Source organism: Marinobacter sp. MBR-105 (assembly GCF_053628895.1).
In genome coordinates this window covers 129581-155129 of record NZ_JBRJHG010000006.1, presented here as the reverse complement: position 1 = coordinate 155129, position 25549 = coordinate 129581, and the positions used below count along the sequence as shown (strand labels likewise).

At 58.9% G+C, this 25549-nt stretch carries 19 protein-coding genes; 11 read left to right on the top strand and 8 right to left on the bottom strand.

The features are described from left to right. Nucleotides 1-343 precede the first annotated feature (343 nt). Nucleotides 344-748: a VanZ family protein gene (locus ACSSVV_RS09225; RefSeq protein ID WP_141067370.1), complete on the bottom strand. Its 405-nt coding sequence runs from the start codon at nt 746-748 to the stop codon at nt 344-346. A 95-nt stretch (nt 749-843) separates the two neighbouring features. Here ACSSVV_RS09225 and cysZ point away from each other — a divergent pair, with 95 nt between their 5' ends. The 5 genes from cysZ to ACSSVV_RS09200 all read left to right on the top strand — a co-directional run bounded on the left by cysZ (nt 844) and on the right by ACSSVV_RS09200 (nt 7921). Then, complete coding sequence (gene cysZ, locus ACSSVV_RS09220) at nt 844-1593, top strand: sulfate transporter CysZ (RefSeq protein ID WP_141067371.1); 750 nt, start codon at nt 844-846, stop codon at nt 1591-1593. 18 nt (nt 1594-1611) lie between these two features. Continuing rightward, entirely contained in the window at nt 1612-4473 is a 2862-nt protein-coding gene (gene rapA / locus ACSSVV_RS09215; RefSeq protein WP_454106131.1) for an RNA polymerase-associated protein RapA, read from the top strand. A gap of 138 nt (nt 4474-4611) precedes the next feature. Further along, on the top strand, nt 4612-7059 hold the full coding sequence (locus tag ACSSVV_RS09210; RefSeq protein WP_023009476.1) for an acyl-CoA dehydrogenase: 2448 nt from the start codon (nt 4612-4614) through the stop codon (nt 7057-7059). Nucleotides 7060-7073: 14 nt separating this feature from the next. After that, nucleotides 7074-7454, top strand: a complete 381-nt coding sequence (crcB, locus tag ACSSVV_RS09205; RefSeq protein ID WP_121207831.1) for a fluoride efflux transporter CrcB — start codon at nt 7074-7076, stop codon at nt 7452-7454. Nucleotides 7455-7714: 260 nt separating this feature from the next. Beyond that, a complete protein-coding gene (locus tag ACSSVV_RS09200) occupies nt 7715-7921 on the top strand; it encodes a cold-shock protein (protein WP_008172950.1) in 207 nt (68 codons plus the stop codon). Between the two features lie 62 nt (nt 7922-7983). On the opposite strand, the gene ACSSVV_RS09195 is transcribed toward ACSSVV_RS09200, so the two are convergent. Further along, nucleotides 7984-8787 carry a dienelactone hydrolase family protein gene (locus ACSSVV_RS09195; protein ID WP_454106130.1) on the bottom strand — a complete coding sequence of 268 codons (804 nt, stop codon included), beginning with the start codon at nt 8785-8787 and terminating at the stop codon, nt 7984-7986. A 260-nt stretch (nt 8788-9047) separates the two neighbouring features. Here ACSSVV_RS09195 and ACSSVV_RS09190 point away from each other — a divergent pair, with 260 nt between their 5' ends. The 3 genes from ACSSVV_RS09190 (at nt 9048) to ACSSVV_RS09180 (ending at nt 14437) form a co-directional block, all read left to right on the top strand. After that, the gene (locus ACSSVV_RS09190; protein WP_023009478.1) at nt 9048-9659 is read left to right on the top strand and encodes a Yip1 family protein; all 612 of its coding nucleotides are present in this window, start codon (nt 9048-9050) and stop codon (nt 9657-9659) included. Nucleotides 9660-9870: 211 nt separating this feature from the next. Beyond that, the gene (locus ACSSVV_RS09185) at nt 9871-11601 is read left to right on the top strand and encodes an alkaline phosphatase D family protein (protein ID WP_023009479.1); all 1731 of its coding nucleotides are present in this window, start codon (nt 9871-9873) and stop codon (nt 11599-11601) included. Nucleotides 11602-11704: 103 nt separating this feature from the next. Beyond that, nucleotides 11705-14437 (top strand): cation-translocating P-type ATPase, encoded by a 2733-nt coding sequence (locus ACSSVV_RS09180; protein ID WP_023009480.1) that lies wholly within the window; start codon nt 11705-11707, stop codon nt 14435-14437. Here ACSSVV_RS09180 and ACSSVV_RS09175 read toward each other — a convergent pair. Next, a complete protein-coding gene (locus ACSSVV_RS09175) occupies nt 14418-16838 on the bottom strand; it encodes a phosphoketolase family protein (RefSeq protein ID WP_023009481.1) in 2421 nt (806 codons plus the stop codon). The genes ACSSVV_RS09180 and ACSSVV_RS09175 overlap by 20 nt on opposite strands. Before the next feature lie 180 nt (nt 16839-17018). On the opposite strand from ACSSVV_RS09175, the gene ACSSVV_RS09170 reads away from it, so the two are divergent. Beyond that, entirely contained in the window at nt 17019-17309 is a 291-nt protein-coding gene (locus tag ACSSVV_RS09170) for a type VI secretion system PAAR protein (protein WP_011787014.1), read from the top strand. Here the strand turns inward: ACSSVV_RS09170 and ACSSVV_RS09165 are convergent. Next, a complete protein-coding gene (locus ACSSVV_RS09165; RefSeq protein WP_023009482.1) occupies nt 17306-19909 on the bottom strand; it encodes an EAL domain-containing protein in 2604 nt (867 codons plus the stop codon). The genes ACSSVV_RS09170 and ACSSVV_RS09165 overlap by 4 nt on opposite strands. 229 nt (nt 19910-20138) lie before the next feature. Between ACSSVV_RS09165 and pbpG the strand changes: the two genes are divergently transcribed. After that, nucleotides 20139-21065 carry a D-alanyl-D-alanine endopeptidase gene (pbpG, locus tag ACSSVV_RS09160; RefSeq protein ID WP_011787012.1) on the top strand — a complete coding sequence of 309 codons (927 nt, stop codon included), beginning with the start codon at nt 20139-20141 and terminating at the stop codon, nt 21063-21065. A 16-nt stretch (nt 21066-21081) separates the two neighbouring features. Beyond that, a complete protein-coding gene (locus ACSSVV_RS09155) occupies nt 21082-21561 on the top strand; it encodes an asparaginase domain-containing protein (RefSeq protein ID WP_011787011.1) in 480 nt (159 codons plus the stop codon). A gap of 10 nt (nt 21562-21571) precedes the next feature. On the opposite strand, the gene ACSSVV_RS09150 is transcribed toward ACSSVV_RS09155, so the two are convergent. The 4 genes from ACSSVV_RS09150 to ACSSVV_RS09135 all read right to left on the bottom strand — a co-directional run bounded on the left by ACSSVV_RS09150 (nt 21572) and on the right by ACSSVV_RS09135 (nt 25538). Then, a complete protein-coding gene (locus ACSSVV_RS09150; protein WP_454106129.1) occupies nt 21572-22267 on the bottom strand; it encodes a pseudouridine synthase in 696 nt (231 codons plus the stop codon). Continuing rightward, complete coding sequence (locus tag ACSSVV_RS09145) at nt 22267-23295, bottom strand: metal-dependent hydrolase (RefSeq protein ID WP_014422870.1); 1029 nt, start codon at nt 23293-23295, stop codon at nt 22267-22269. Before ACSSVV_RS09145 ends, ACSSVV_RS09150 begins: the two co-directional genes overlap by 1 nt. Nucleotides 23296-23415: 120 nt before the next feature. Continuing rightward, on the bottom strand, nt 23416-24153 hold the full coding sequence (locus ACSSVV_RS09140) for a THxN family PEP-CTERM protein (protein WP_222534051.1): 738 nt from the start codon (nt 24151-24153) through the stop codon (nt 23416-23418). Between the two features lie 152 nt (nt 24154-24305). Next, complete coding sequence (locus tag ACSSVV_RS09135; RefSeq protein ID WP_454106128.1) at nt 24306-25538, bottom strand: lytic murein transglycosylase; 1233 nt, start codon at nt 25536-25538, stop codon at nt 24306-24308. Between the last annotated feature and the right edge of the window lie 11 nt (nt 25539-25549).

The following is a 25549-nucleotide window of genomic DNA, read 5'->3' as shown; positions in this document are numbered from 1 at the left end:
TGCCGTGTTGCCATTCCTTGCTGCCGTTCCCTGGTGCCAGCATCCGAGCCGGCGATCCGATTCGTTATCCCTTAAGCGAAGCGTCCCTGTGTCCCTGCTTCTCCCCGCAGTCCGTGCCGGGGTGCATCCAGTGCGTCGTCCTTTCCCTGTCATCCTTGACGGTGTTCATATTACCAATGCCAGCTTTACAAACGTGTGAACTATGCACGCAGAACGCGTTGCCGAACTCGTCAAATATGGGAAAGTTGTTACAAATCATTCATGTAGACTATGGTTTGTAACTGGAATTACAGACTGCGTACGAGATGTCACAGGGAGTTCCTACAGGTATGTAGGAAATGTCTCACAAGGATTCGGGCGATTTTCGCAAATCCGTTTCTTGAGCCAGTCGAAGTCCCGGCCAAGGCAGCAGGCCAAGCCCGATGCCAACGGCATCCGCTGTCAGATCTGCGAGGGAGAAATCCCGGTACGGCAGGTTGGCTTGCACCACCTCCAGTATCAGGCCGAAAACCAGCAAGGCGGGGGCATACCAAACCACAGAAAGCCGTGGCCATGCCAGGCGGGTCACCAGGGTGAGCTCCAGAAAGGCAATCAGATGATTGATCTTGTCATTGGGCGCCGCAGGGATGGGGTAACTGTTACTGGTGGTTGCCAGGTAAAGGATCGCTGCAATGGAAACAAACAGCGCTGCCTGCCATAGCCGTCGCATGGCCAGAATGGAGACGATAATGGAACGGATGCGGGGCATAGTGGAATCCGAGAGTCCTCGCGGGCTGTGGGAATGATTCCGACATGATATGCTTTGCGCCCCGTTATTGTCATGGCAGCGGAGGAACACCAGTAATGCTCAAGGGTAACTTTTTTCGTGGACTGGGCTATCTGGGGGAAGGCTTCGGGCTGATTCGCCAGCCGGGCCTCCGGTTGTTTGTTGTCATCCCGCTGATCATCAACATCCTGCTTTTCGGTCTGCTGTTCTATTTTCTGGCCGAACTGTTCACCGCCATGATCGCTGCGGCCATGGCCTGGTTGCCGGACTGGGCCTGGTTGCAGGCACTCGATTGGCTTTTCTGGCTGCTGTACGGCGTGGTGATCCTGCTGATGCTGGCCTATGGCTTCGTGATCGTGGCCAACCTGATCGGCTCTCCCTTCTATGGTTACCTGGCGGAACTCACCGAGAAACACCTGACCGGCCAGGAGGTATCTACTGACGATAGCTGGTCCGCCATTATAAAGGACATTCCCCGCGCGCTCTGGCGGGAGGTTCAGAAGATTGCCTATTACCTGCCCAGGGCTCTGGGCTTATTCATTATTGGCCTGATTCCCGTGGTCAACCTGGTGGCCGCTGTGCTCTGGTTTCTGTTCAACAGCTGGATGATGGCGCTGCAATATGTGGATTACCCGGCCGACAACCATAAGGTCAGTTTTCCGGCTCTGCGCAAGCTGTTGGGAGACACCCGGCTGTCGGCTCTCGGGTTCGGCCTGCCGGTCGCCCTGGCGGCGATGGTGCCGGTGCTCAACCTGTTCGTGGTGCCAGCGGCGGTGTGTGGTGCAACGGCCTATTGGGTTCGGGAAAACGGTTCAAACACTCAGTAATCAGTCATCGGAGGTTTCTTGGAAACATCGGAATTTGTCATCGGCCAGCGTTGGGTCAGCCACAGCGATACTGCCCTGGGTCTGGGTATCGTAACGGACATCTCGGGGCGCAGAGTCACCCTGGGGTTCCCCGCTGCCGATGAAGAGCGCACCTATGCCATCGATAATGCGCCCTTGTCACGGATCGTGTATCAACAGGGCGAGGAAATAGAGACCTTTGACGGTGAGCGCTATACCGTGCGCGCAGTGGAAGATCTCGATGGCGTTCTGGTGTACCACGCCGATGACGGTGAGAATATTCAGCCGATTTCCGAGGTTAAGCTGGCGGGCTCTGTGAATTTTTCCGCCCCTCATCAGCGCCTCTTTGCCGGCCAGTTTGATCGCAACGGTGCCTTCCGGCTTCGCGTCGCCACCCTGCAGCACATGGACCGTCTGCGGGCGTCGCCGGCACAGGGGCTGATTGGGGCACGCACCCAGCACCTGCCACACCAGCTTTATATTGCCCACGAAGTGGCCCGCCGGCATGCTCCCCGGGTTCTGCTGGCCGATGAGGTTGGTCTGGGTAAAACCATTGAGGCAGGTCTGATTCTTCATTATCAGCTGCAGACCGGTCGAGCCCGCCGGGCGCTGATTGTGGTGCCCGATTCTCTAATCCACCAGTGGCTGGTGGAAATGCTTCGGCGTTTCAATCTGCGCTTTTCCATTATTGATCAGGCCCGGTACGACGACCTCAAGGCCGAAGAAGATGATGTCGACGCTTTGGTTAACCATATTTTTGGTGATGACGATGCGGTTAACCCGTTTGAATCTGACCAATTAGTGCTGTGTAGCCTCGACTTCCTGGTGCGCAGCGAGAAGGCCCGCAAAGACGCGGTGGCGGCGGGCTGGGATCTGATGGTGGTGGACGAAGCTCATCACCTGGCCTGGTCGCCTGAACAGTCAAGCCCGGAATACGATGTGGTTGAGCAGTTGTCCGGTGCCAGCCAGGGCCTGCTGCTGTTGACCGCAACACCGGAACAGATCGGCGTGGCCAGCCACTTTGCCCGCCTGCGCTTGCTCGACCCGGCCCGGTTCCACAATCTGGAGACCTTCCGGGAAGACGAACAGCACTATGAAGTGATCAATCAGGTGGTCCGGCGCCTGCAGCAGGCGCCGGATACTATCTCAAAAGACGATCGGCAGGCCTTGGCCGGTTGGCTGGGAGATGAGCTGGACGAATTGCTGGCCCGGGATGATGCCCACCAGGCGGTGATCGATGCGTTGCTGGATCGTCACGGCACCGGGCGAGTGTTGTTCCGGAATACCCGGGCCGCCATTCAGGGCTTCCCGGAGCGACAGCCGTTACCGGAACCCCTGCCGTGCCCGGACCTTTATGAACACCATCAATACGGTGTCACCGGGCTGGCGCCCGAGCAGTCAGTGGATGAAGAAGACTGGCTGGCTCAGGATCCCCGGGTGAGCTGGCTGGAGAAGAAACTGGCCAGCCTGCGCCCGGCCAAGGTGGTGGTGATCTGTGCCAAAGCCAGCACGGCCATGGCGCTTGAGCATTATCTGCAGTTACGGGCCGGTATTCGCAGTGCAGCCTTCCACGAACACCTTAGTCTGATTGAGCGCGACCGGGCCGCGGCCTATTTTGCTGATACGGAGCAGGGGGCACAGGCGCTGATCTGTTCGGAAATCGGCAGCGAGGGGCGCAACTTCCAGTTTGCCCACCATCTGGTGCTGTTTGATCTGCCGGCCAATCCGGATCTGCTGGAACAGCGCATTGGTCGCCTGGACCGGATCGGCCAGACCGAAGCGATCCGTATTCACATCCCCTATCTTCAGGGCACCAGTCAGGAGGTACAGTACCGCTGGTTCCAGGAAGGGCTGAATACGTTTGCCGAGAGCTGCGCCGTCGGTGTTGCTGTTCAGGAACATGTTCAGGACCAGTGGCAGCAGGCCCTGGACGGAGACGAAAGCCAGTTGGAGCCACTGGTGGCGGCCAGTGCGTCTGAGACGGCGCGTCTGAAAGACATATTGCACAATGGCCGGGATGCGCTGATTGAACTGAACTCCTGTCGTGTTGATGAGGCTGAGGCTTTGATCGCCGGGATCGAGGAAGAGGAGAATGCCGCTGAAGTCCGTGACTACATGATTCAGGCTTTCGATATCCTCGGCGTTGACCTGGAAGACCACAGTGAGCATGCGGATATCCTGAAGCCGGGCGAGCAGTTCCAGGCCGGCCTGGTGGCGGAGCTTCCGGAAGACGGGCTGACCGTTACCTGGGATCGTCAGCAGGCGTTGCAGCGCGAAGATATGGCGTTCATGAGCTGGGAGCACCCGATGGTTACCGGGGTGATGGATTCGGTGAATAGTTCCGGTCTGGGCAAGGCTGCCCTGGCCAATCTCTCGGTCAAGGCTCTGCCCCCGGGGACGCTCCTGCTGGAAGCCGTATTCGCGGTGCATTGTCCGGCGCCCGAATCGCTGCAGTTGACTCGGTATCTGCCCGTTTCGCCCCTGCGCCTGGTGGTGGATGTGAATGGCCGGGATCTGTCCAAGGCTCTGCCCCATGAAAGGCTGAATGAGCTTTGTTCCAATATCCGTCGACGCACGGCCCAGGCCATCGTGCCGAAAATCCGGGCCGAGGTGGAAACCATGGTCGACCACGTCGAGACACTGGCGGAGCCGCATCTGTCACCGCTTCGCGAACAGGCGCTGGCGAGGGTAGAAGACAGCTTCATGCCGGAGATTCGGCGTCTGGAAGCGCTGCAGAAAGTGAACCCGGCCATCCGCAACGAAGAAATCGATTTCCTGCGCACCCAGCTGGATGCCGCCCGCAGTGCTGTAGAGCATGCGTCCCTGGCCCTGGAAGGTATCCGTGTGATTGTCACATCGTAATGGTGCTAACCGACTGAACACTGGTCATTATCTGGCGAACAGACATCTGTTAGGGTAAGTTGAACGTAACGAAGTGTAGTCAAAGGGCTCCGGCACTGGCCGGAGACTCCAATCCATGGAAGACAGAGAGATCCTGAGATGACTTTGATTCTTTTTCTGGTGGCTCTGGCCGGCCTGCTGTACGTGATGCGCCGGGAATCCGGTGCCAAACCCGCCATTGGCGTGATGGCTGTGGTAGGTGTGCTGTCCCTGTTTCTGGCCTCTGGCTGGCTTGCTTTTGTCCTTCTGGCGGGCGCGGCCGTTACCGCTGTTGCGGGTTTGCCCCAGTTCCGGCAGAGCTGGCTCACCCCCCGGGTGTTTGCCATGTTCAAGAAGGTGGCGCCCAAGGTGTCAGACACTGAGAAAGTGGCTCTGGAAGCGGGTACCGTTGGTTGGGATGGCGAACTGTTCACCGGTCGCCCGGATTGGCACAACCTGCTGATTAACCGCCACACCGGTCTGAGTGAGGAAGAGCAGGCCTTCGTCGACGACCAGTGCACCCAGGCCATTTCCATGTGTAACGCCTGGGATCTGGCGGTTGAGCGTGCCGATCTGCCCAAGGAACTCTGGGATTTCCTGAAGAAAGAGAAGTTCTTCGGCATGATCATTCCGAAGGAATACGGTGGCCTCGGGTTTTCCGCCAAGGCTCAGACTGCAGTGCTGCAGAAGCTGGCCGCCAACGAAATGCTGATGGTCACGGTCGGCGTGCCCAACTCCCTCGGCCCGGGCGAGCTGCTGGTGAAGTACGGTACCGAAGAGCAGAAAGACTATTATCTGCCGAGACTGGCGGATGGCCGGGAAGTGCCCTGTTTCGGCCTGACCGGGCCTCGCGCAGGCTCTGATGCCACTTCGCTGCCAGACACCGGCATCGTCTGCAAGCAGGAAGTGGATGGTAAAGAAGTGGTGGGTATCCGCCTGAACTTTGAAAAGCGCTGGATTACGCTGGCGCCAGTGGCCACCGTGGTCGGGCTGGCGTTCCGGATGTTTGACCCCGATGGTCTGCTGGGCGACACCAAAGACTACGGCATTACTTGTGCGCTGATCCCCCGGGATACCGAGGGCATGGAAATCGGCCGGCGCCATTGCCCCATCGGGTCCCCGTTCATGAACGGCCCGATCAAGGGCAAGGATGTGTTCATTCCGCTGGACTATATTATTGGTGGCCAGGAAATGGCGGGCCAGGGCTGGCGTATGCTGGTTGAATGTCTGTCGGTGGGTCGCTGTATCACCCTGCCGTCCGGTGCTGCCGGTGCCGCTGCCTATGCTGTGGGCACGGCCGGTGGCTTTACCCGAATTCGCCGCCAGTTCAATACGCCGGTGGCGGAGATGGAGGGGGTACAAGCCCCGCTGGCCCGCATTGCGGCTAAAACCTACATTGCCCAGGCGGCTGTTAATCACACCGCTAACATGATCGACCGGGGCGAGAAGCCGGCGGTGCCGTCCGCTATCCTCAAGTATCACCTGACCGAATTTCAGCGTGAAATCCTCACCGATGCCATGGATGTGCACGGTGGTAAAACTGTAACCCTTGGACCCCGCAACTACCTGGGCATTGGCTATAGCGGTGCGGCGGTGTCGATCACCGTTGAAGGCGCCAATATCATGACCCGCAGCCTGATGATCTTCGGTCAGGGTGCCATCCGTTGTCATCCGTATGTGCTGAAAGAGCTTGCCGCGAAGGACAATGACGATATCAAGGCGTTTGATGAGGCGTTCTTTGGTCATGCCGGGCTAATCTTTGGCAATGCCGCCCGCGCCTTTACGCAGGCGCTGGGCCTGGGCAAGGCTGATGTGCCATTCGACAGTGCCTCCCGCAAGTATGCCCAGGCCCTGGCGCGGTTCAGCTCTGCCTTCGGCCTGTGTGCCGATGCGGCCATGACAACCCTGGGCGGCGAGCTGAAAATGCGCGAGCTGATTTCGGCACGCCTGGGTGACATGCTGGCGAATCTGTACCTGGCTTCCATGGTGCTGAAGAACTGGCACGAAACCCAGCCGGTGGATGGTGAGAAAGAACTGATGCAGTACAGCCTGGCCTATCTGCTGCATCGTACCGAGCTGGCGCTGGACGAGTTCCTCCAGAACCTGCCGAACCGACCGGTGGCACTGGCTCTGCGAGCTATTACCCTGCCGCTGGGATGCCGTTGGGATGCGCCCCATGATGATCTGGCGCGCAAGCTGGCCCGTTCCATCACCACCGATACTCCGGTTCGCAACAAGCTGATGGCTGGTGCCTGGACTACAGACGGCGAAGGCACGGTGGAGAATCCGGTCGCCCGCTATAACGGTTTGTTGAAAGACTACGACAAGGCCGAGCAGCTGTATCGGAAGGCCACCAAGGCTTACGCCAAGGGCGAACTGCCGATGACCGCACTGCATCCCGAGGAGCGTTTCGAGGCCGCCCTGGAGGCCGGTGTATTCAGCAAGGAAGAAGCCGACTTCATGCGCCAGTATGAAGAGGTGGTGCTGGAAATGCTCACCGTGGATGATTTCCCGTTTGACGAGTTTGCCCGTAACCGGGAAACCCTGATCGACCACAACCCGGCCTGAGGTGGCCGGGTAGCATGTGGTGGTCGGTTCTTGCAGTCAGCGTTGGTGCCGTTATAGGCGCCAACCTGCGCTGGGGGCTTGGGCTCTGGCTTAACGCCAGTTATCACGCCGTTCCCTGGGGCACACTGGTTGCCAACCTTAGTGGTGGCTGGCTGATTGGCCTGTTGATGGCTTTTTTCAGCCAGAGCAGCGTGCTTTCGCCGGAATGGCGTCTGTTTGCGGTGACTGGTTTGTGTGGCGCCCTGACGACCTTCTCGACCTTCTCGCTGGAGATGTTCGCCGCGCTTCAGGAAGGCAAGTGGGGCATGGCCCTGGTCGGAATTCTGGCCCATGTTGCTGGCTCTATCCTGATGACAGCACTCGGATTTCTGACTTTTTCCCTGGTGCGTGGGTAAGCCTGCGGGCCAGTCAGAATCTGTGGGTATCACTACCTACACAAATTATTGAAATTACGCTTGGCAAGCCCGAAATTCCAGAGTAGAGTGGGTTCGTAGGAAAGAATCAGTAAAGCAGTTCATGAATAAGACGTACCTCCGCAGTTAGTAGTGACCGTCCTGTTTTTGATCCCGCGAGTTCTGTTTTTCCGTAACACGCTGACCAGCACCATATGAGTGTGTGGCAGCAGATAATATGATTGATTTCAGGAAGTTTAAGTATGTCTACTACTACCGGTACTGTTAAGTTCTTCAACGAAGCAAAAGGCTTTGGCTTTATCACTCGTGAAGGCGGCCCGGACGTATTCGTTCACTACAGCGCCATTCAGGGCTCTGGTTTCAAGACCCTGGCCGAAGGCCAGCAGGTCGAGTTCACCGTAACTCAGGGCCAGAAAGGTCCTCAGGCGGAGAACGTTGTTGCTCTGTAATCCCCTGAGGATTCAGCAATAACCCCAAAAAGGCAGCCGAGGCTGCCTTTTTTGTTGCCTGTTTATTCCCCGAAGATTTCCTCATAAAAGCGCATGGTGCCCTGCCATGAGCGCCGCGCAGCCGCTTCATCATAGGCGATTGGCATGTCGAACTCTGCCGCCACCTTATCGGCATTGGGATTGGTAAAGGAATGCTTCACGCCAGGGAAGCTGACTAGCGTCAGATCCACTTCGGCATTCTGCATTTCCCGAACCAGCCCGGCTACCTGTTCCGAGGGAACCATGTCATCTGCGCCGCCTGTGTAAACCTGCACTCTTGCTTTCACCGTGCCAGCTTCGGCCTGCAGCGGGCTGCCCAAGGCACCGTGGTAGCTGACTACGCCATCCAGATCCACGCCCATACGAGCCATGTTCAGGACAACGGCACCACCGAAGCAATACCCCTGGGCAGCAATACGGTCTGGATCAACGCTGTCATGGTTCTGCAGAAGTTCCTTGGCTTTCAGGAAGCGGGTTTTAACCTGCTCCATGTTGCTTGTGGCTTCTTGCATGAACTTCTGGGCGGTATCCGGATGATCGGCCTGTTTGCCGGAGCCATACATATCCAGTGCGAAGGCGGTATAGCCGGAGGCTGCCAACTTTTCCGCCTGCTCCCGGGCAAAGTCATTGTGGCCCCACCATTCGTGTACCACCAGCACGCCGGGGCGTTTCTGGTCGAACTCGTCGTCCCAGGCCAGGTAGCCGGTGAAGGTTTGGCCGTCTACGGTGTATTCAATGGTTTCGGTCTGCATTTCTGCAAGCGCCTGTGTGCTGGTCATAAAAAGGGAGAGGATTGCTGTGGGTACTGCGGTTCTGATACGGATCATCGCGTTTGTTACTCCTTGCCAGGGTTGGTGACACTTCCATGATTACGTTGGCAGCCAGAAAATCGATCCAGACTCACTGGCGCGCCCTGTTCTCAGAACAAAACGGTCTTATAGGCCAGATCTGATAAGTAAAGAGAATCAATGCCGGCTTTCCCGAATCTGATTCTTGACTATAGTTAAGAACAGGAACGGTTTTAAGTCCGAAATGGTTCGGGCACCGTATCCACCCATACCAACAACAGCAATAAAGGGGGTGGTTTATGCTTCTGTCCCATGCGTTTGGTCTCTTCACCCACCCGGACGACGAGTGGGTATCCATTAAGAAAGAACACGAACATCCAACTCGTCTTTATGTGGCGTACGTCGTCATTCTGGCGGCCATAGCGCCAATCTGCGCCTACATCTCGACGGCCCATTTTGGTTGGTCTATCGGTAGCGAAAGGCTGATCAAGCTCACCGAAATCAGTGCGCTCCAGATGAGCGTTCTGACCTACCTCGCCATGCTGGTGGGGGTCTTCGCCCTCGGGTACGCCATTAACTGGATGGCGAAAACCTATGGCGCCAAGGAAGAGCACGTGCCGTCTAACGGTATTGCCCTGGCAGCCTATTCCTGCACGCCACTGTTCCTGGCCGGTTTCGCGCTGCTGTACCCGGTGCCTTGGTTCAATGCTGTGGTGTTCCTGGCGGCGGCCTGTTACGGCGCCTGGCTGATGTACGACGGCTTACCGATCGTCATGGGCATCGAAAAGGAGCGGGCAGTCATGTACGGAGGGGCACTGCTCACGGTGGCACTGGTGATCCTGGTATCCACCCGTGTCGGTTCGGTCATTCTCTGGAATCTGGGGCTCGGGCCGGTGTTCGTCAGCGGCTAGCCAGACACGTTATTCACTCGGTCAAAACGGGAGCTTCGGCTCCCGTTTTTTGTGACTGCCGTCTGCTTGCGATGCACCTGTCGGAATTTGCCACAGCCTTGTCGCAATCCGGCAACGCGTTCTTCATATCTCTGGTCTAGCTTTTCAGGCCAACCGGTTTTGGTTTCCGGGCACGATAAAAAGCATATGACGAACATGACAGGGGTGGACAATGGCTAGACTGACGAGACGGGATTTTCTGAAAGCATCGGCACTGGGTATGGGGGCGGTGGCGATTTCCACCGGCCTGGCGGGGTGTGTGCTGGATAGCGACGACAAACGGCGGGTTGATTTTACCCATGGTGTGGCCAGTGGTGATCCGCTACAGGACAGCGTTATCCTCTGGACCCGGGCCGTGCCCGAGCGTGGCAGCAAGGTGAAAGTCGGTTGGGAAATCGCCACCGATGCGGAGTTTGCCTCGGTGGTGCGCTCAGGAACCGCCGAAACCACCGAAGCCCATGATTTCACCATCAAGGTGGATGCCCAGGGGCTGATGCCGGGCCAGCGTTACTATTACCGTTTCCGCTCCTCGGGTGCCACTTCTCCCGTAGGTGCCGCGACTACCTTGCCGGAAGGATCGGTAGAGCAGGTGCGACTGGCTGTGGTTTCCTGCTCCAACTACCCGGCCGGTTACTTTCACGTATACCGGGAAGTGGCAAAACAGGCGGACCTGGATGCTGTGATTCATCTGGGCGACTATATCTATGAGTACAGCAGTGACCCGGACAGCTATGCCTCGGAAGATGCCCGGGCTTTGGGCCGGACCTTCCCGGAAAACAATAACCGGGAGTTGCTGACACTGGCCGATTATCGCCGCCGGTATGCTATTTACCGGCAGGATCCGGATCTGCAGCTGGCCCATCAGCGGTTGCCGTTCATTGTGGTGTGGGACGACCATGAAGTGGCTAACGATACCTGGCGTAACGGTGCTGAGAATCACGATGACTCTGAAGGCGACTTTAATCAGCGCAAGCTGTCGGCGCTGCAGGCCTTCTTCGAGTGGATGCCGATCCGACCGGTGATCGAAGGTAATGACGAGGCCATCTATCGCAGCTTCCGTTTTGGCGATCTGGTGGATCTGCATATGCTGGATACGCGCATTATCGGGCGCGATCAGCAGCTGGATTACCTGAATTATCTGAGTGAAAGCGGGCTGAATGCACAGCAATTCATGGCCGATGTGACTGATCCAAACCGGACACTGCTGGGTGCTGAACAGCGTTTATGGTTGCAGAACAAGCTGGCCACGTCGTCCGGGCGATGGCAGGTGCTGGGGCAGCAGGTGTTGATGGGGCGTATGGATTTGCCTGCGGAATTGTTGCTGGGTATTGCCACGGGGAACGTTTCGGAACTGCCGCAAGCCCTGGCGGAACTCGCGACTATCAAATTCCGAGCCCTGCAGGGCGACCCCACACTCACCGAGCAGGAACTGAGCCGAATCAGCACGGCCGCGCCCTACAATCTCGATGCCTGGGACGGCTATCAGGCAGAAAGAGAAGTTGTTCTTGGCATGGCGCGGCAATTGGACAAAAACCTGGTGGTGCTGGCCGGAGATACCCATAACGCCTGGGCCAATAATCTGAAGGATATGAATGGCAACCAGGTGGGTGTGGAATTTGCCACCGCCTCGGTGTCTTCTCCCGGACTGGAGGACTATCTGGGACTGCCTGATGCCCTAATTGCCGATGCGGAGCAGGGCATTGGCCTGCTGGTGGATGGCCTGGACTACCTGAACATCAATCAACGTGGTTATATGGTGGTTACTTTCACTCAGGACGAAGCCCTGGCTAACTGGTATTTCGTGGATACCGTCAAGAGCCGGGAATATACGGTTGATAACAGTCGGTCTGCGGCGCGGAAGACCTTGCCGGGTGCCGGGAACCGAACGGTCGATCCGGTATAGCCAACCGGGCGCGGCTATACCAGCCTTCGGTTTGACCTGGCGCATTGGCGGTATCGGCAGAATCCTGTGTAGTTGACCCAGACCTTAGGCAGGGAGCAGGGATATGTCAGAAGTCAGCACGCCAGGTTCAAAGCGGACAGTGGCCGGGGGCGCACAGTCTCAGGCCTGGCATGCCCTGGCCGCAGAACAGTCGCGGGTTCTTCTGGAAGCGCCGGAGCCTTTGACCGACGAAAGTGCGCGGGCCAGGTATGAGAGGTTTGGTCCCAACCAGTTGCCAGAGGGTAGGACGTCCGGCCCCCTGGCCCGGCTCGGTCGCCAGTTACGTAATTTCCTGATTTATGTACTGCTGACCGCAGCGGCCATCACCGGTGCTCTCGGACACTGGGTCGACGCCGGGGTGATTCTGGCGGTGGTGATTGTCCAGACCCTGGTCGGCTTCATCCAGGAAGGTCGGGCCGAGCAGGCATTGTCCGCTATCCGTCATATGCTGGCTCCCCGCGCCCGCATTGTCAGGGCCGGCGGCCAGCATCAGGTGGATGCCGGCGAGCTGGTACCTGGTGATACCGTGCTGTTGGAGGCTGGTGACCGTGTGCCCGCCGATCTTCGCCTGGAAAAAACCAACAACCTCAAGATTGAGGAAGCTATCCTGACGGGCGAATCCGAGGCGGTGGACAAGTTCCCCGATCCGGTGGACGAGCAGTCGGCCCTCGGCGACCAGACTGGCATGGCGTTCTCCGGCACCATGGTGGCCACGGGCACCGCCCGGGGCGTTGTCGTACGTACCGGTATGCATACCGAAATCGGCCGCATTTCCGGCCTGCTGGCTGATACCACCAGTCTTAAAACTCCGCTGCTGGAACAGATGGACCGGTTTGCGCGGGGGCTTTCTCTGATTGTCATCGCGACCGGCATTCTCATCTTCTTTGGCGGTCTGGTGTTCAGTGGCCTGGAATTCCGGGAGTTGTTCATGGCGGTGGTGGGCCTGACGGTGGCAGCCATTCCTGAAGGCTTGCCTGCCATTCTCACCATTACCCTTGCCATTGGTGTGCGCCAGATGGCGCGTCGCAAGGCGGTGGTACGCCGGATGCCGGTGATCGAAACCCTGGGCGCGGTTTCAGTCATTTGCTCTGACAAAACCGGCACGCTCACCCGTAACGAAATGATGGTGACTACCGCTGTGACCTCCGGTGAGCGCTATGAGATTACCGGCGAAGGTTATGGTAGCGATGGTATGGTCTGCCGGGAGGGTCGGCCGGTCACCGGCGATGGGGTGCTGGCTGAGCTTGCCCGGGCGGCGGCACTGTGTAACGACGCCAGCATTATTGGCAAAGACGGGCAGCCTTCTATTCATGGGGACCCCATGGAAGCCGCGCTGAAAGTGTTTGCCGGCAAGGCGGAATTTGATCATGTGAACAGTGCCTCCGCCTGGCCGCGGGTTGATGAGGTTCCCTTCGATACCCGCATACGGTTCATGGCCACATTGCATCACGACCACCACGGTCACGGTATCGCCTATCTCAAAGGCGCTCCGGAACGGATTCTGGCCATGTGTGCGCACCAGGTATCCACCGACGGTGGAACGGAGCCGCTGAGCACCGAGCACTGGGAACGGATCATCACGGAAATGGCTTCCGAAGGCCTGAGGGTGCTGGCACTGGCGCGCAGGCCAATGGCGAAAGGCAGCCGGGAACTGGTGCTGGAAGAGCTGGAACAGGGCGCTGAATTGCTGGGGGTGGTGGGCTTGCTGGATCCGCCCCGGCAGGAGGCTATCCGCGCTATCAAAGAGTGCCACGATGCCGGTATTCGGGTGAAGATGATTACCGGCGACCACGCACTGACGGCCGGTGCCATTGCCCGAAAACTCGGGCTGCGTAATGCCGACCGGGTACTGACCGGCAAAGAGCTTGATGACCTGGATGAAGATCAGCTCCGGAGTCTGGCCGGAGAGGTGGATGTGTTTGCCCGCACCAGCCCCGAGCACAAACTCAGGTTAGTGAAAGCGCTGCAGGCACTGCATGGTGTGGTGGCCATGACCGGTGATGGCGTCAACGATGCCCCGGCACTGAAGCGGGCGGATGTTGGCATTGCCATGGGTGTAAAGGGCTCGGAAGCGGCCCGGCAGGCGTCATCGGTGGTGCTGCTGGATGATAACTTCGCCAGCATTGCTGCGGCTGTCAGGGAAGGGCGCACGGTTTACACGAACCTGCGTAAGGGCATTGCCTTCATGCTTCCGATTAACGGGGGGGAATCCGTCAGTCTGATCACCGCCTTGTTACTGGGGCTCACGTTGCCCATTTCCGCCTTGCAGATTCTCTGGGTGAATATGGTCAGCTCGGTGCTGCTGGCCATGACCCTGGCGTTTGAGCCGCCCGAGCCCGGAGTCATGCGGCAACCTCCCAGACCACGGGACGAGTCCTTGCTGCAGGGATTTGTGGTCTGGCGGGTGGCGTTTGTATCCCTGCTGTTTCTGGTGGGTATCTTCGCGGCCTGGTTCTGGGTCATGCATCGTCATCAGGACCCGGTGCTGGCCAGCACTCTGGCGGTCAACACCCTGGTGGCGATGGAGGTCTTCTACCTGTTTGCGGTGCGTTATCTCGACAGTGCCTCGATTACTCTGCGGGGGGTGCTCGGCACCCCCGTTGTGCTGGCAGCGATCGCAGCGGTCGTGGTTTTGCAGCTGTTGTTCACCTACCTGCCGTGGTTCCAGCACACCTTTACCACTGCGGCCCTGAGCCTGGAGCAACTGGCGTTTTCCGTGGTGGCTGGTGTTGTGGTTCTGCTGGTGTTGGAACTGGAAACTGCGATACGTAACCGGGTCAAGGCAGTCCGCGGGTAATCACTCCCGGATCACCTCGGCCCTCCACTGCGGCCAGTTCGGCGCTGGAGAGCCATTCTCCGGGAGGTTTGTCCATCACCTCGGCGCAGGCCGCCAGGGCATGGCCCCATGAGCAACGGTTGGCGAACAGCATGCCCGCTTCATTCAGGGTACCACCCCGATTGATGTAGCCCAGTACCCGGGAATGGCCGGGCTGCGGGAACAGCGTGTGCAGGTGTCCGCGAAACACTTCCGGCCGCATATGAGTCAGGGCAACCCGTCGGTGCATGCGATGGGGGAACAGACGCTCCCGCTCAAACTCGGTCAGGCAGGAGGTGGCTTCCATCGGATCCCGGGGTTGACGGAAGCGCCCGGGTTCCTGCAGATAGACCAGCCGGAACGGTGTGCCGGTCTCGCGCAGACGCTCGCAAGCCCGTATGGCCTCGGAAAGCTGATAGGCGCCATTGGCAATCAGCAGCAGGGGTTCTTCGCCAGCCGAGGTATCCTCGTCCACCACCAGTGCGCCGTGTTTTGCCAGTGCTTCGGCTTCGCTGCCGTTGAAGACGCACGGGCGCTCCCGTTTCGGGATAACGAGGCAACTGATGCGGCCCCGCTCCCGGTAAACCGATGGCAGAATCGCCAGAGCGCTGTTGTAGTCAGCCGGGAAAATCACCCGGGAGACATCGCTCATTTCTCCCAGTAAAGCCTCACAGAAGCTGGTGTCCTGGTGGGATTGCTCGTTCTTGCCGTTTTCCCATGTGTGCGAGGTGGCAATCACTGGCAGTCCCAGCCATTGCGGTGGCCGGCCCACTTCTTTCTGATGTCGGGCGAAGATCAACTCCTGCCGGATAGCGCCGAGCATTTTCACGCAGAAGGCTTCGTAGCTGGCCACCAGATTCAATCCCGCTTTGTTGGCCAGGCAGGCAGAGACGACCGCCTCTTCATTCAGTGCCGTAATGATCTTGCCGTGTACTGACTCGGCCTCGTTCTCCGGGTCGTTCACGCGGTGCTTGAGGCTGTCGAGCACGCCTTTGAGTCGATTGCTGGCGAGTTCGTCCGGGTTGCCGACCCGGGGCCGGAGTTCCGGGTTGTCCGCGACCAGAGCCTTGAAGAATTCATCAACGGCAGTCATGGGTGAGCATTTGTTCTGAGCCCAGGGCAAAACCGGAATGGCAGGTTCCGAGGGGCGGCGAAGCGCCAGCGGGTGATCCCGCTCCAGTGGCCGGCCCTGTTGGCTGTGTTCATTCAGCTCGGATACCGCCAGGTTCAGCTCCTGCGGCTTTACCCATAGCGGTGTTGCGTACTCATTGAACAGCTCCCGGGATATGGCATCCATACGAGGATTGCCGGGCAGAGGCAGATTGTGAGCTGCGTTTTCTCCGGCGCCATAGAAACCATAGCCTTTCACGGTCTCTGCGATACCGTAGGGTATGCGAACCGGGTAGCTGATCTCACCTTGTTGCGCAGCAGTGCCATGGGCTGCTAGTGCCTGCTCCATGTCGTACATGGCACAGACGAAAGCCGCGGGATCACGGCCGTCAAATCGTACCGGGTCAAAGCCCCGGTGTTGCAGGTGCTGCTCAAACCGTTCCAGACCCTCTCGGGTACCAAGCTCGGTTCGTTGTTCAATGCGACGGCCATTGGCAATCATCACCGGCAAGACCAGTCCGCAGTCCTCGGCCCGCCACCACCGGGGTATCCAGTCACTGCCGCGCTGTTCTTCAGCGGCTCCGTCGGAAAGGAAGGCCACCAGGGATTCACCGGGCAGAGGCATATGAGCGTATTGCAGCTCGGCAAACCCAAGGTAGCCACCTTCGATAATGCCCCCGGCGGTATGGGGGTTCACGTGGCTACCGAGGGGCGCCGCCATCGTGCCATCCGGTTTCTGGCGATAGCTGTAGAAGTCGGAGGCCAGTCGAGATAGTCCCTCAGGCGCCAGGTAACGGGCGCGTTGCTCGGGATGCAGATTGCCGGTCAGAACGTTGAGTGCATCCACGGCGGCCACACAATGCCCTTGTCCCATCAGCCAGCTGCGGGTTTTTCCGGTCAGGTTGTTGAGGGCCAGGTAGGCCGCGTAGGCAGGCACCATGTTCAGGGCGCCTCCGGTATGGCCTTCCGGCGAAGCCTTGAAATCCTGGGCGACCAGGGGGGCGCCGGCAATGTCCACCCGGTTGCAATAGGTCATGTGCACCACCAGCCACAGGCCGGCGCTGGTGAGCCGGTCCAGGGCGATCAGCTTCCGGTACACCGTATCTTCATCCGGTTGGTGCCCGGCACTAACCAGTTTTCCAGCGAGTTCCCGGACTCTGGCGGAGGTCTGTTCGGAGTGCCGGATAACGCCATAGCCCTGCTGCCAGCAATGGAAGGCTGAGCCTGGTGTTGCCTCGTTGGGCGCCTGAACGGGTTCAGTGGGCGATGACATGACGGCCTCCATGGCTGATAAGTGTGAAGGAAGTGTAAAACGGACCGCCGTCAGCCCCCTTGATGCAGGTCAGTCGTATCTGCATCTTTTAGCATGCACTGAGCTGGTGCGGGACTTGGGTCCGTGCGGATTTCGGTATAGGATGGTGGCTCAGGACTCAATGATGAAAGGAATCAATCCATGAGTAAGGCGATAGTATTGCTGGGCGATCTCGGTATGGACCATCAGGGATTCCCGCCCACACCGGTGATTGCCGGCTCCCCCGATGTTCTCGTGGACGGTAAACCCGTTGCCCGGGTAGGCGATCCGCTGCAACCCCATTCAAAGCCCAAGCATCCGCCCCATCCCCGGGCCATTGCGGCCGGTTCCGGAACCGTGATGATCAATGGCAAACCGGCTGCGGTTACCGGCGGTGCTGTATCCTGCGGGGGCGTTACCGTTGGCAGTGGAACGGTGATTATCGGCAGCTAACGGGTTTTGTGTTCCAGGCTGAACGGGCGGCCCCAGTAATAACCCTGCCCCTGCAAGCCCGGAAACTGATGCAGCCAGAGTGCGATGGTTTCGTCTTCCACGCCTTCGACCACCACATCCAGGTCCAGGGCTGTGCCCAGCTCAAGAGCGGCACGAAGTATTTTCTGTCTTGAGGGGTAATCCAGTACCCCCTCCAGAAAACTGCGGTCGATTTTCAGCTCATCCAGCTCGAATTGTGCCAGGGCGCCAAGTGATGAGTGGCCGGATCCGAAGTCATCCAGTGCAATCCGGAAGCCCATCGCGCTCAGGGTCCGGATGGTGCTGCGGGCCGTTTCCGGATCGGTCATCATGGCGGTTTCGGTAATTTCCAGGCTGACGTTGGCCGGCTCCAGTTTGTGTCGTCGGACGATGGCGCCGGCTTCCTCGTGGAACAGACTGTGGGCCAGATCCTTGGCGGAAATGTTCACCGCGACCGTAATATCACGCCCATACTGTTCACGAAGCTGATGGCTGTCCCTGCAGGCTCGGTCCAGAACCCAGAGTGTGACCGTGTGAATGATCCCCACTTCTTCGGCCAGGGGAATCCACTGGCTGGGAGCAATCCTGCCGAATTCCGGGTGCTGCCAGCGAATCAGGGCTTCCAGTGAGCCAATCCGGCCATCGCGGATGTTGATCTTGGGCTGGTACTCCAGCCACATTTCGCCGGAACGCAGCGCTTGTTCCACATCCAGCATCAGCATTTGCTGGCGGTATTGCCACTCGGCAATGGCAGGATCATAAACCACCAGCGGCAGGCTTTCGTCCAGCGAGGCAAAGCCGGCACAGGCGAGTACGCCGGCCGGTTCTGCAGCATGTTCCGGGGCGTGGGCGACGCCAACCGAGGCGGCCCAGGAAAAGGAAAAACGGCCCTCACGGAAGTTCTCGGACAACCAGCGGCTGATGGCCTGCAGGCGTTGGCTCTCCAGCGCTTCGTCGGGATGGCGCAACAGGGCAAAGGCATGGTTGACGGTGTCCAGGGTCGCCACGCTGTAACCGTTGATCATCACCAGTTGATCGCCCACCGTTTGCTTGAGATACCGGTTGAGTTGCCGCAGGTACTGCTTCAGGAGTTCTTCGGCTGCTCGGTAGCCCAGGGCCTGTTCCAGTTCATTGAACCGGGCCAGGCGAATCATGCACAGGGTGTAGGGCGTTTTGTGGCAGTCAAGAGCGCCCAGGGTTTCCTCCAGCATGGGCCTGTTTGGCTTGCCGGTTACTCTGTGGGTTTTCAGCAAACGGTCATAATCACGCTCAATGCTGGCCCGGAGTTTCTGTTCCTCCTGCACACGTATGTCTGAGCTCAGACGTTTCTTGCGTTCTTCCAGCAGCAGTTTACCCACACCACTGGTCAGGATCAGGGAGCCGGTGGCTGCGCCCAGGAAAAAGGCGGAGTCGGTCACCGCATTCACGGGCAACCAGCCAACAGTGCGAAGTGATGACGTGACAGCCCCGATCACGATCGCCAGTACCGACAGGGCATAGTAACGGGCGTAAACGTGGCTGTTCAGCTGGCGCAGGCTCAGGGCAAAGATGAACAGCCCGCCGACGGCACTGCTCATCAGGAAGGCATGTTGACCCAGGAGTTGAAACCCAAGAGGCGCTGCCAGCAGGTGCGCTCCGGCAAGAAGGCTGAAGGCCCGGAGTATCCGGGCTTCAGTGCGGGTCAGTTGGAGGAAGTGTGGGGTGAATTCGCAAAGCGCGATCTGGCACAGCGGCAGACTGATGCTGAGCAGGGCATTGAGCTCTGGCAGTGCCGGCCAGATCAGCCACAGGCCCAGGCCGTCCATCACCAGCTGGCTGTAGATAACACTGATCATCAGCACGCTCAGCCAGGCCAGGCCCGGTCGGCGGAGCTTGGCCACTATGCTCAGGTTGAGTAAGAGTGCAAACACCAGCAGGCCGGTGACAAAGGATTTCCAGGCGGTGATGGCGGTGCCGGCACCGAGAGCCTCGGCGCTGTCTGACAGAATGACCGGCAACAGTACCGGGCCGTGATTCTGCACTTCCATCAGCAGGGTGGTGGTGCCCGGTTGCAGCGTGACCGGCCAGACCCACTGCGGTAGCGCCAGGAATCGTTGATCGAAGGGGTATCGGTCGCCCATGGCGGGTAGGTGTTCGATGCTTCCGTCCGGGTGAATCAGGGCAGGTTGCAGGTGGTCCAGGTAAGGTGCAGGTACTGTCACCTGGCTGTTCGCAGGTTCTGACGTCGGGTTTTCGAGTGTCAGCCGGAAAGTTGCGGGTTTGTAGGGATAGCCGATTCCGGAATAGCGGGTATCCGTCCGGCTCCAGACTTCGGATTGCCAGAGTCTGTCTTGCAGTACCTTGCCCAGGGGGTGGATCAGATATTCGATCTGGCCAGCGATGCGAGGGCCGTTTGTGGCGCTGTCGGTCTGCACCGAAGGATTGACCGAAAGAGTCGGCGGATCCTGCCAGAAGGTCGTCGCAAGTCCATAGGTAATGGCCAGGAGAAGGATAACAAACGGGAACGACTGGTGCAGCCACGCCGGTAATCTGTCCGAGCGGGTTTCCCTGGAGAGAGTCTGGCCGAGCGACGGAGAGTCCATCCTGAACGCATCCTGAAACTGGAAAGCGGCACCGTTACACTCTGGTTACAATGATTAACGAGATGTAACGAATTGATTTGATTAATATTTTACAGGAATTTAAGATTTTTTGCATTTGCTGTTTAAAACGCATGATTGAAAATGAGACCTGCGTTCGGCCCGTCTGCGCTGATATAGTTCGCGCTATTGACCCATTCCTTGTTAAGGCCTGAGAGGCAGGTAGTTCACCATGCGTTATTCCGTGTTTGTCACTGTTGTCGTCTTTTTCCTGGCGGTGTCCGGCCAGAGCCTCGCCAGTCCGGAGCGGGCGCCGAACCTGGCGTCGGTGCAGGCAGCGGCGGCCGAAGTTGGCAAAGAGGGCCTGCTGTTCGGTAAGCACGCCGATCGCCCGGTACCGGTGGCGTCGATCACCAAGCTGATGACGGCACTCGTGGTGGTGGAATCGGGACAGGATATGGACGAGTGGCTGACGTTCGAGGAGCGTCATGTCGAGGCTGCCGCGAACGCCTGGAGCCGCATTCGGGTGGGCTCTCAGCTTCGGCGCCGGGATGTGCTGCGGATTGCCCTGATGTCATCCGAGAACTTTGCTGCCTACACTCTGGCGCGTGTCTATCCGGGTGGCTTCGACGGTTTTGTTGCCGCGATGAATGCCAAGGCAAAAGCTCTGGGGATGCTCCAGACCCGATTTGTTGACCCGACCGGTCTCTCTACCGACAACGTGTCCACGGCCGCCGATCTGGTGATCCTGGCACGTGCTGCGCTCAAGCATCCTGAGATTCGTGAGGCCTCTACCACCGGATACTACCGGGCCGAATTCCGGAAACCCCGGTACAGCCTGTCGTTTGGCAATACCAATGCGTTGGTGCACCGGGACAGCTGGGGCGTGAGCCTGAGTAAAACCGGATACCTCACAGAGGCGGGGCGTTGTCTGGTGATGGTCTCTGAGATGAACGGAACACCGGTAATCACGGTTTTGCTGGACTCCCTGGGTACCCGTTCTCCGATGGGCGATGCCGGCCGAATCAAACGCTGGCTTGCCACCGGCCAGCCAGGCTCGGTGGCATCGGCCGCGAAGCGTTATGCACAGGAAAAGAATGCAGTTCTGATGGCGGCAGAGGCGAAGCAGTCTCGGGCCACCACAGCGTCCTCACAATAAAGGAACAGTTCAGGCCATGATTGAGATACTGACCACCGGTGGCACCATCGATAAGGTCTATTTTGATGCCAACAGCAAGTTTGAAATCGGTGACAGCCTGTTACCGGAACTGTTGACGGAATCCAACATCCACGACGGCTACGAGATTCGTCCCCTGATGCGGAAGGACAGCCTGGAACTGACCGATGAGGACCGTCAGGCCATTCTGGAAGCGGTCAAGGCTTCGGCCTGCCAGCGTATCCTGATTACCCATGGCACCGATACCATGGCGCAGACCGCCGAGGCACTGAAATCGGTAGCCGATCGCACGATTGTGTTGACCGGTGCCATGCAGCCCGCGCGTATGCGGCGCACCGACGCTATCTTCAACATCGGCTTTGCCTGGGCCGCGGTGTCGCTGTTACCGGCGGGGGTCTACATCGCCATGAACGGCGAGGTGTTTGAAGCAGGTTCAGTGCGGAAAAATCTGGCAGCCCAGCGGTTCGAGCGTGCCTAGGCCGAGGCCTTCACTCTGTTACTGAGCGGATTTCCTGAGAGGTCAGAGCCCGGAATTCTCCGGGCGCCAGCTTATCATCCAGTTCAATGCTGCCGATACGGAAACGGTGCAGGGCCTCAACACGATTGCCAACCGCCGCCAGCATCCGTTTGACCTGGTGGTAACGGCCCTCGCCGATGGTCAGGTCGATCAGCTGGTTGTTGTGTACACGAACTTCGGCGGGTCTGGTCGCCGTGGTTTCACCGTTTAGCATGACGCCTTTTTCAAGCGCCCGGCGGGCCTCGTCCGGGATAGCCTCAGCCAGCCAGACCCGATAGCTTTTGCGGCATTCCCGGCGGGGGGATGTGACCGCGTGGGACCATTGGCCATCACTGGTCAGCAATAGCAAGCCAGTGGTGTCCTTGTCCAGCCGCCCGGCGATATGAACCCGACTGGCCAGGCCGCGGGGCAGCAGGTCGAGTGCCGTTGGCTGGCTGCTGTCGGTGGTGGCACTGAGCACTCCAGCGGGTTTATGCATCATCAGGTAGATATCGCCGGGTGGGTTAACCGGTTTTCCATCAAGATGAACGGACTGTTCGGCCTCCACCTGGCGATTGGCCTGCCGGCAGGTTTCGCCATCCACCTTCACTCGTCCCGCTGACACGACCTTTTTCGCCTCTTTGCGGGAAAGCTCTGTACCGTTGCTCAGATATTGATCCAGCCGCATCAGCAGGAGCTCCCGTGGTTGGGAGCAGACAGCGTGGCCAGGCACAATACCGGTACCTGGCCGGTCATTCGATTCCACAACAGGGGCAGGGCGGCCCGGTTCAGCGCCGGGCGGGGCAGGCGATCGCTGGCCAGTGGCTGCAGTCCGTCTTCGGCGGTTTCAGCCAGGATGAAGGTGAAAGGGTGAGCGCCGGGTATGCCCAGCCGGATATCCGTTGCGGTTATCTGAGTGCCGTTCTGCTGGTAGTCCAGGAAACCGCCGGTAAACCATTCCAGCCGCCGGGCCTCTGGCAGCTCGGCGACAAGGCGGGCAAGCTCTGGTTGCCGCGGGAAGCGTTCCAGTACCAGTTCGTCGCTGGCATCGAGGAAACCGGTCACTACTTCGATTCTTTGCCCGGCACTGACCGCTGTGGCACGCCACAGAACGGTGTTGAATGGCATGGGTTGAACCATCAGGGCCGCCTGTTCCATACCGGCGTTCGCCAGCGCCGGTCGCACCCGATCGGTGATGATCTGTTGTGCAATCAGGGTCCAGCCGAGATAAAGGCTGGAAACAAGTAATCCGGCGGCAACGGTTCTCGACGCCGGTGGGCGATACAGAAAGGCCAGACAACCCGCCAGTAGTGGCAAGGTATAGAGCGGATCAATAATAAAGATACTGTTGATCGCCACGGGCGGGCCAATGGGCCAGAACAGCTGGGTGCCGTAGGTGGTAAAGGCATCCAGCAACGGGTGCGTGATCAGGATCAGACCAACCAGAGCCAGCCATCGCTGATAGGAAATGAGCGGTTTCCAGCGCCACAGGCCCCAGGCGATAAGCAGAGACAGTGGTGCCAGAATAAACAGAGAGTGGCTGAACCCCCGGTGCTGGGTAAAGTTGGCAACCGCTGTGCCATAGTCGATGACCACATCCAGGTCGGGTAATGTGCCGAGCAACGCACCGGTAAGAAGGGCCGATCGCCCCAGGGTTTTGCCGGCAACCGCGCCCGCAATGGAAGCGCCAAGGGCGGCCTGTGTGATGGAGTCCATAATGTCCCGATTCGTGGTGACTGGGTGATACCAGTATTATGCGCGGATTCGGGATTCAGATCACGGGAGGGTAGCAGAATCGCCGGCAGCACAAGGTACTGCCGGCGAAGCAGATATTGCTCAGAGCTTGCGGCGGCGCGCCAGGCCCAGACCAGCCAGACCGAGTCCCAGCAGCGCGAGAGTGCCGGGTTCCGGTACGGAGCGAACATTCAGCTTGGCCAGCAGGTTCACTGACGTGGCATTACCTTCAGCGGTTCTGATGACATTCTCGCCATTTGCAAAACCCAGTAATGACAGAGAGTAAATGCTCGAGCCAAATTGAAACTCGGAACTTTCAATGACGTTATCGAGGCGAACTACGTCGTCGACATCTTTTTGTGAGCAGCCAAAGATGAATGAAAGTGGTCCGCAATGAACGTTCGGCGTTTCAATGTGCGAAAACTCGAATGTGTAGGGTCCTGTCACGGTGCTGTTGCTGGCATTGGTAGAAAATGTCGCAAATACATCCAGGTCAACGCCGGTGATGCTGTCGCCAGTGATGCGGTTATTAAAGTGTGTAAAGCTTCCCAACACAAATTCAGCATCAGAGGTGATGGTTTGTGGCAGGCTGGCGGGTCCCTGAAAGGTGAAACCGCTTTGAGGGCCGTTGGAGCACGTCTTCCACCACCAGGCGCCCGAGCAGGCCACCTCTCCAGTGCCCCATCGCAGCGTATCGGTACCAACGCCTTGAATGTTACTGCCATTAGTGGGTGTCCCCCAGGCGCCTGATACAGAGTCAAGGTTCACCGGGAAGGCCCAAGAAGTCGCGGCGAACCCAAGCGTTGCCGCGGCTACGATTCCTTTCATCATTTTAAGCATTGTCCACACCTTACTACACACAGTTTTAGGATAGCCGGGAGTTTTCCAGGCACTGTGAAGATGTGTAGCTAAATACGTGCCAATATTTTAATTCTTTAAATACAGATAGTTAGATCGCTTGTTTTTGACGGCTGTAAAAAAAATGGACACCTTCAGGAGCCGCTGTAAACCCCGAGAGCGACCAATACCTGCTCTGAGGGAAAGCCGTCAGCCACCAGGCCCTCCGCCTTCTGGTACGCGCGAATGGCCTTGCGGGTATTGGAGCCCAGTATGCCGTCGGGTTCCCCGCTCGGGTAGCCTTTGTCATTCAGAGCCTGTTGGAGCTCCAGCACCTGATTTCTTGACAGCGCGGGCTGGTCTTCCGGGGGAGGGTTCTGAAGCTTTCCGGCGCCGGCAATCCGGTCGGCCAGGTGGCCAACGGCAATGGCGTAGAACTCGGATCGGTTCCAGCCCATGATCACCCGGAAATTACTGTATACCAGAAAGGCCGGGCCCTGATGGCCGCTGGGCACGATCAGGGCCGCTTCAATGGGTTCGTTGGCCAGACGGTTACCAAATGCATCGGTGATCCCCATCTTGCGCCAGTCAGCCAGGGGCAGGCGACGGCCATCGGCCAGACTGAAATCAAAGTTGTCGGGTAACAGCACCTCCCGCCCCCATCGATAGTCGCCATCCCAGCCCATGGACTCGAGAAAACGACCGGCAGACATCATGGCGTCAGGCAGGCTGTTCCAGAGATCCCGGCGCCCATCGCCATCGGCGTCGACCGCGTGTTTCAGGAATACCGTCGGCATGAACTGCACATGGCCCATGGCGCCGGCCCAGGAGCCTTCCATCTGATCAGCGGGAATAGCGCCTTCGTCAATAATCCGCAGGGCAGCGATCCATTGCTCTGTGAAGAAGCTGCTGCGCCGGGCATCGCAAGCCAGGGTGGCGAGGGCACTGGGCACCTGCATCTTGCCGAAGTAGCTGCCATAGTTGGTTTCCAGACCCCAGAATGCGGCCAGATAGGGGGCGGGAACACCGGTTTCCGCGGTCACGCGGTCCAGGAGTTTACGGTGTTCTGCCAATAATTCCCGGCCTTTGCCGACCCGGGCGTCGTTAACCCGTCGGTTCAGGTAGTCGGCAAAGGTGGTGGTAAATTCGGGCTGTCTTCGGTCCAGCTCAATCACTCTGTCGAGGTGCACCACGCCGGCCATCACGGACTGCACCGTGGATTCACGCACACCGGCGGCGACGGCTTTCTCTCCGAGCGCCTGTTTGCATTGCTCAAACGCCGGTGTGGCGGTTGTTTCGGTTTCTGCCCTGGCAACCAGCGCCAGCGTGCTCAGGGAAATCGCCACCAGTGTACGGCGAATGGCAGTCCGGGAGATCAGGTCAGGCACGGGAATCCTCG

What these genes read in the sequence shown, in the direction of transcription:
- ACSSVV_RS09225 (WP_141067370.1), bottom strand. Translation starts at nt 748, where the DNA reads ATGCCCCGCATCCGTTCCATTATCGTCTCCATTCTGGCCATGCGACGG.
- cysZ (WP_141067371.1), top strand. Translation starts at nt 844, where the DNA reads ATGCTCAAGGGTAACTTTTTTCGTGGACTGGGCTATCTGGGGGAAGGC.
- ACSSVV_RS09210 (WP_023009476.1), top strand. Translation starts at nt 4,612, where the DNA reads ATGACTTTGATTCTTTTTCTGGTGGCTCTGGCCGGCCTGCTGTACGTG.
- crcB (WP_121207831.1), top strand. Translation starts at nt 7,074, where the DNA reads ATGTGGTGGTCGGTTCTTGCAGTCAGCGTTGGTGCCGTTATAGGCGCC.
- ACSSVV_RS09200 (WP_008172950.1), top strand. Translation starts at nt 7,715, where the DNA reads ATGTCTACTACTACCGGTACTGTTAAGTTCTTCAACGAAGCAAAAGGC.
- ACSSVV_RS09195 (WP_454106130.1), bottom strand. Translation starts at nt 8,787, where the DNA reads ATGATCCGTATCAGAACCGCAGTACCCACAGCAATCCTCTCCCTTTTT.
- ACSSVV_RS09190 (WP_023009478.1), top strand. Translation starts at nt 9,048, where the DNA reads ATGCTTCTGTCCCATGCGTTTGGTCTCTTCACCCACCCGGACGACGAG.
- ACSSVV_RS09185 (WP_023009479.1), top strand. Translation starts at nt 9,871, where the DNA reads ATGGCTAGACTGACGAGACGGGATTTTCTGAAAGCATCGGCACTGGGT.
- ACSSVV_RS09180 (WP_023009480.1), top strand. Translation starts at nt 11,705, where the DNA reads ATGTCAGAAGTCAGCACGCCAGGTTCAAAGCGGACAGTGGCCGGGGGC.
- ACSSVV_RS09175 (WP_023009481.1), bottom strand. Translation starts at nt 16,838, where the DNA reads ATGTCATCGCCCACTGAACCCGTTCAGGCGCCCAACGAGGCAACACCA.
- ACSSVV_RS09170 (WP_011787014.1), top strand. Translation starts at nt 17,019, where the DNA reads ATGAGTAAGGCGATAGTATTGCTGGGCGATCTCGGTATGGACCATCAG.
- ACSSVV_RS09165 (WP_023009482.1), bottom strand. Translation starts at nt 19,909, where the DNA reads ATGGACTCTCCGTCGCTCGGCCAGACTCTCTCCAGGGAAACCCGCTCG.
- pbpG (WP_011787012.1), top strand. Translation starts at nt 20,139, where the DNA reads ATGCGTTATTCCGTGTTTGTCACTGTTGTCGTCTTTTTCCTGGCGGTG.
- ACSSVV_RS09155 (WP_011787011.1), top strand. Translation starts at nt 21,082, where the DNA reads ATGATTGAGATACTGACCACCGGTGGCACCATCGATAAGGTCTATTTT.
- ACSSVV_RS09150 (WP_454106129.1), bottom strand. Translation starts at nt 22,267, where the DNA reads ATGCGGCTGGATCAATATCTGAGCAACGGTACAGAGCTTTCCCGCAAA.
- ACSSVV_RS09145 (WP_014422870.1), bottom strand. Translation starts at nt 23,295, where the DNA reads ATGGACTCCATCACACAGGCCGCCCTTGGCGCTTCCATTGCGGGCGCG.
- ACSSVV_RS09140 (WP_222534051.1), bottom strand. Translation starts at nt 24,153, where the DNA reads ATGCTTAAAATGATGAAAGGAATCGTAGCCGCGGCAACGCTTGGGTTC.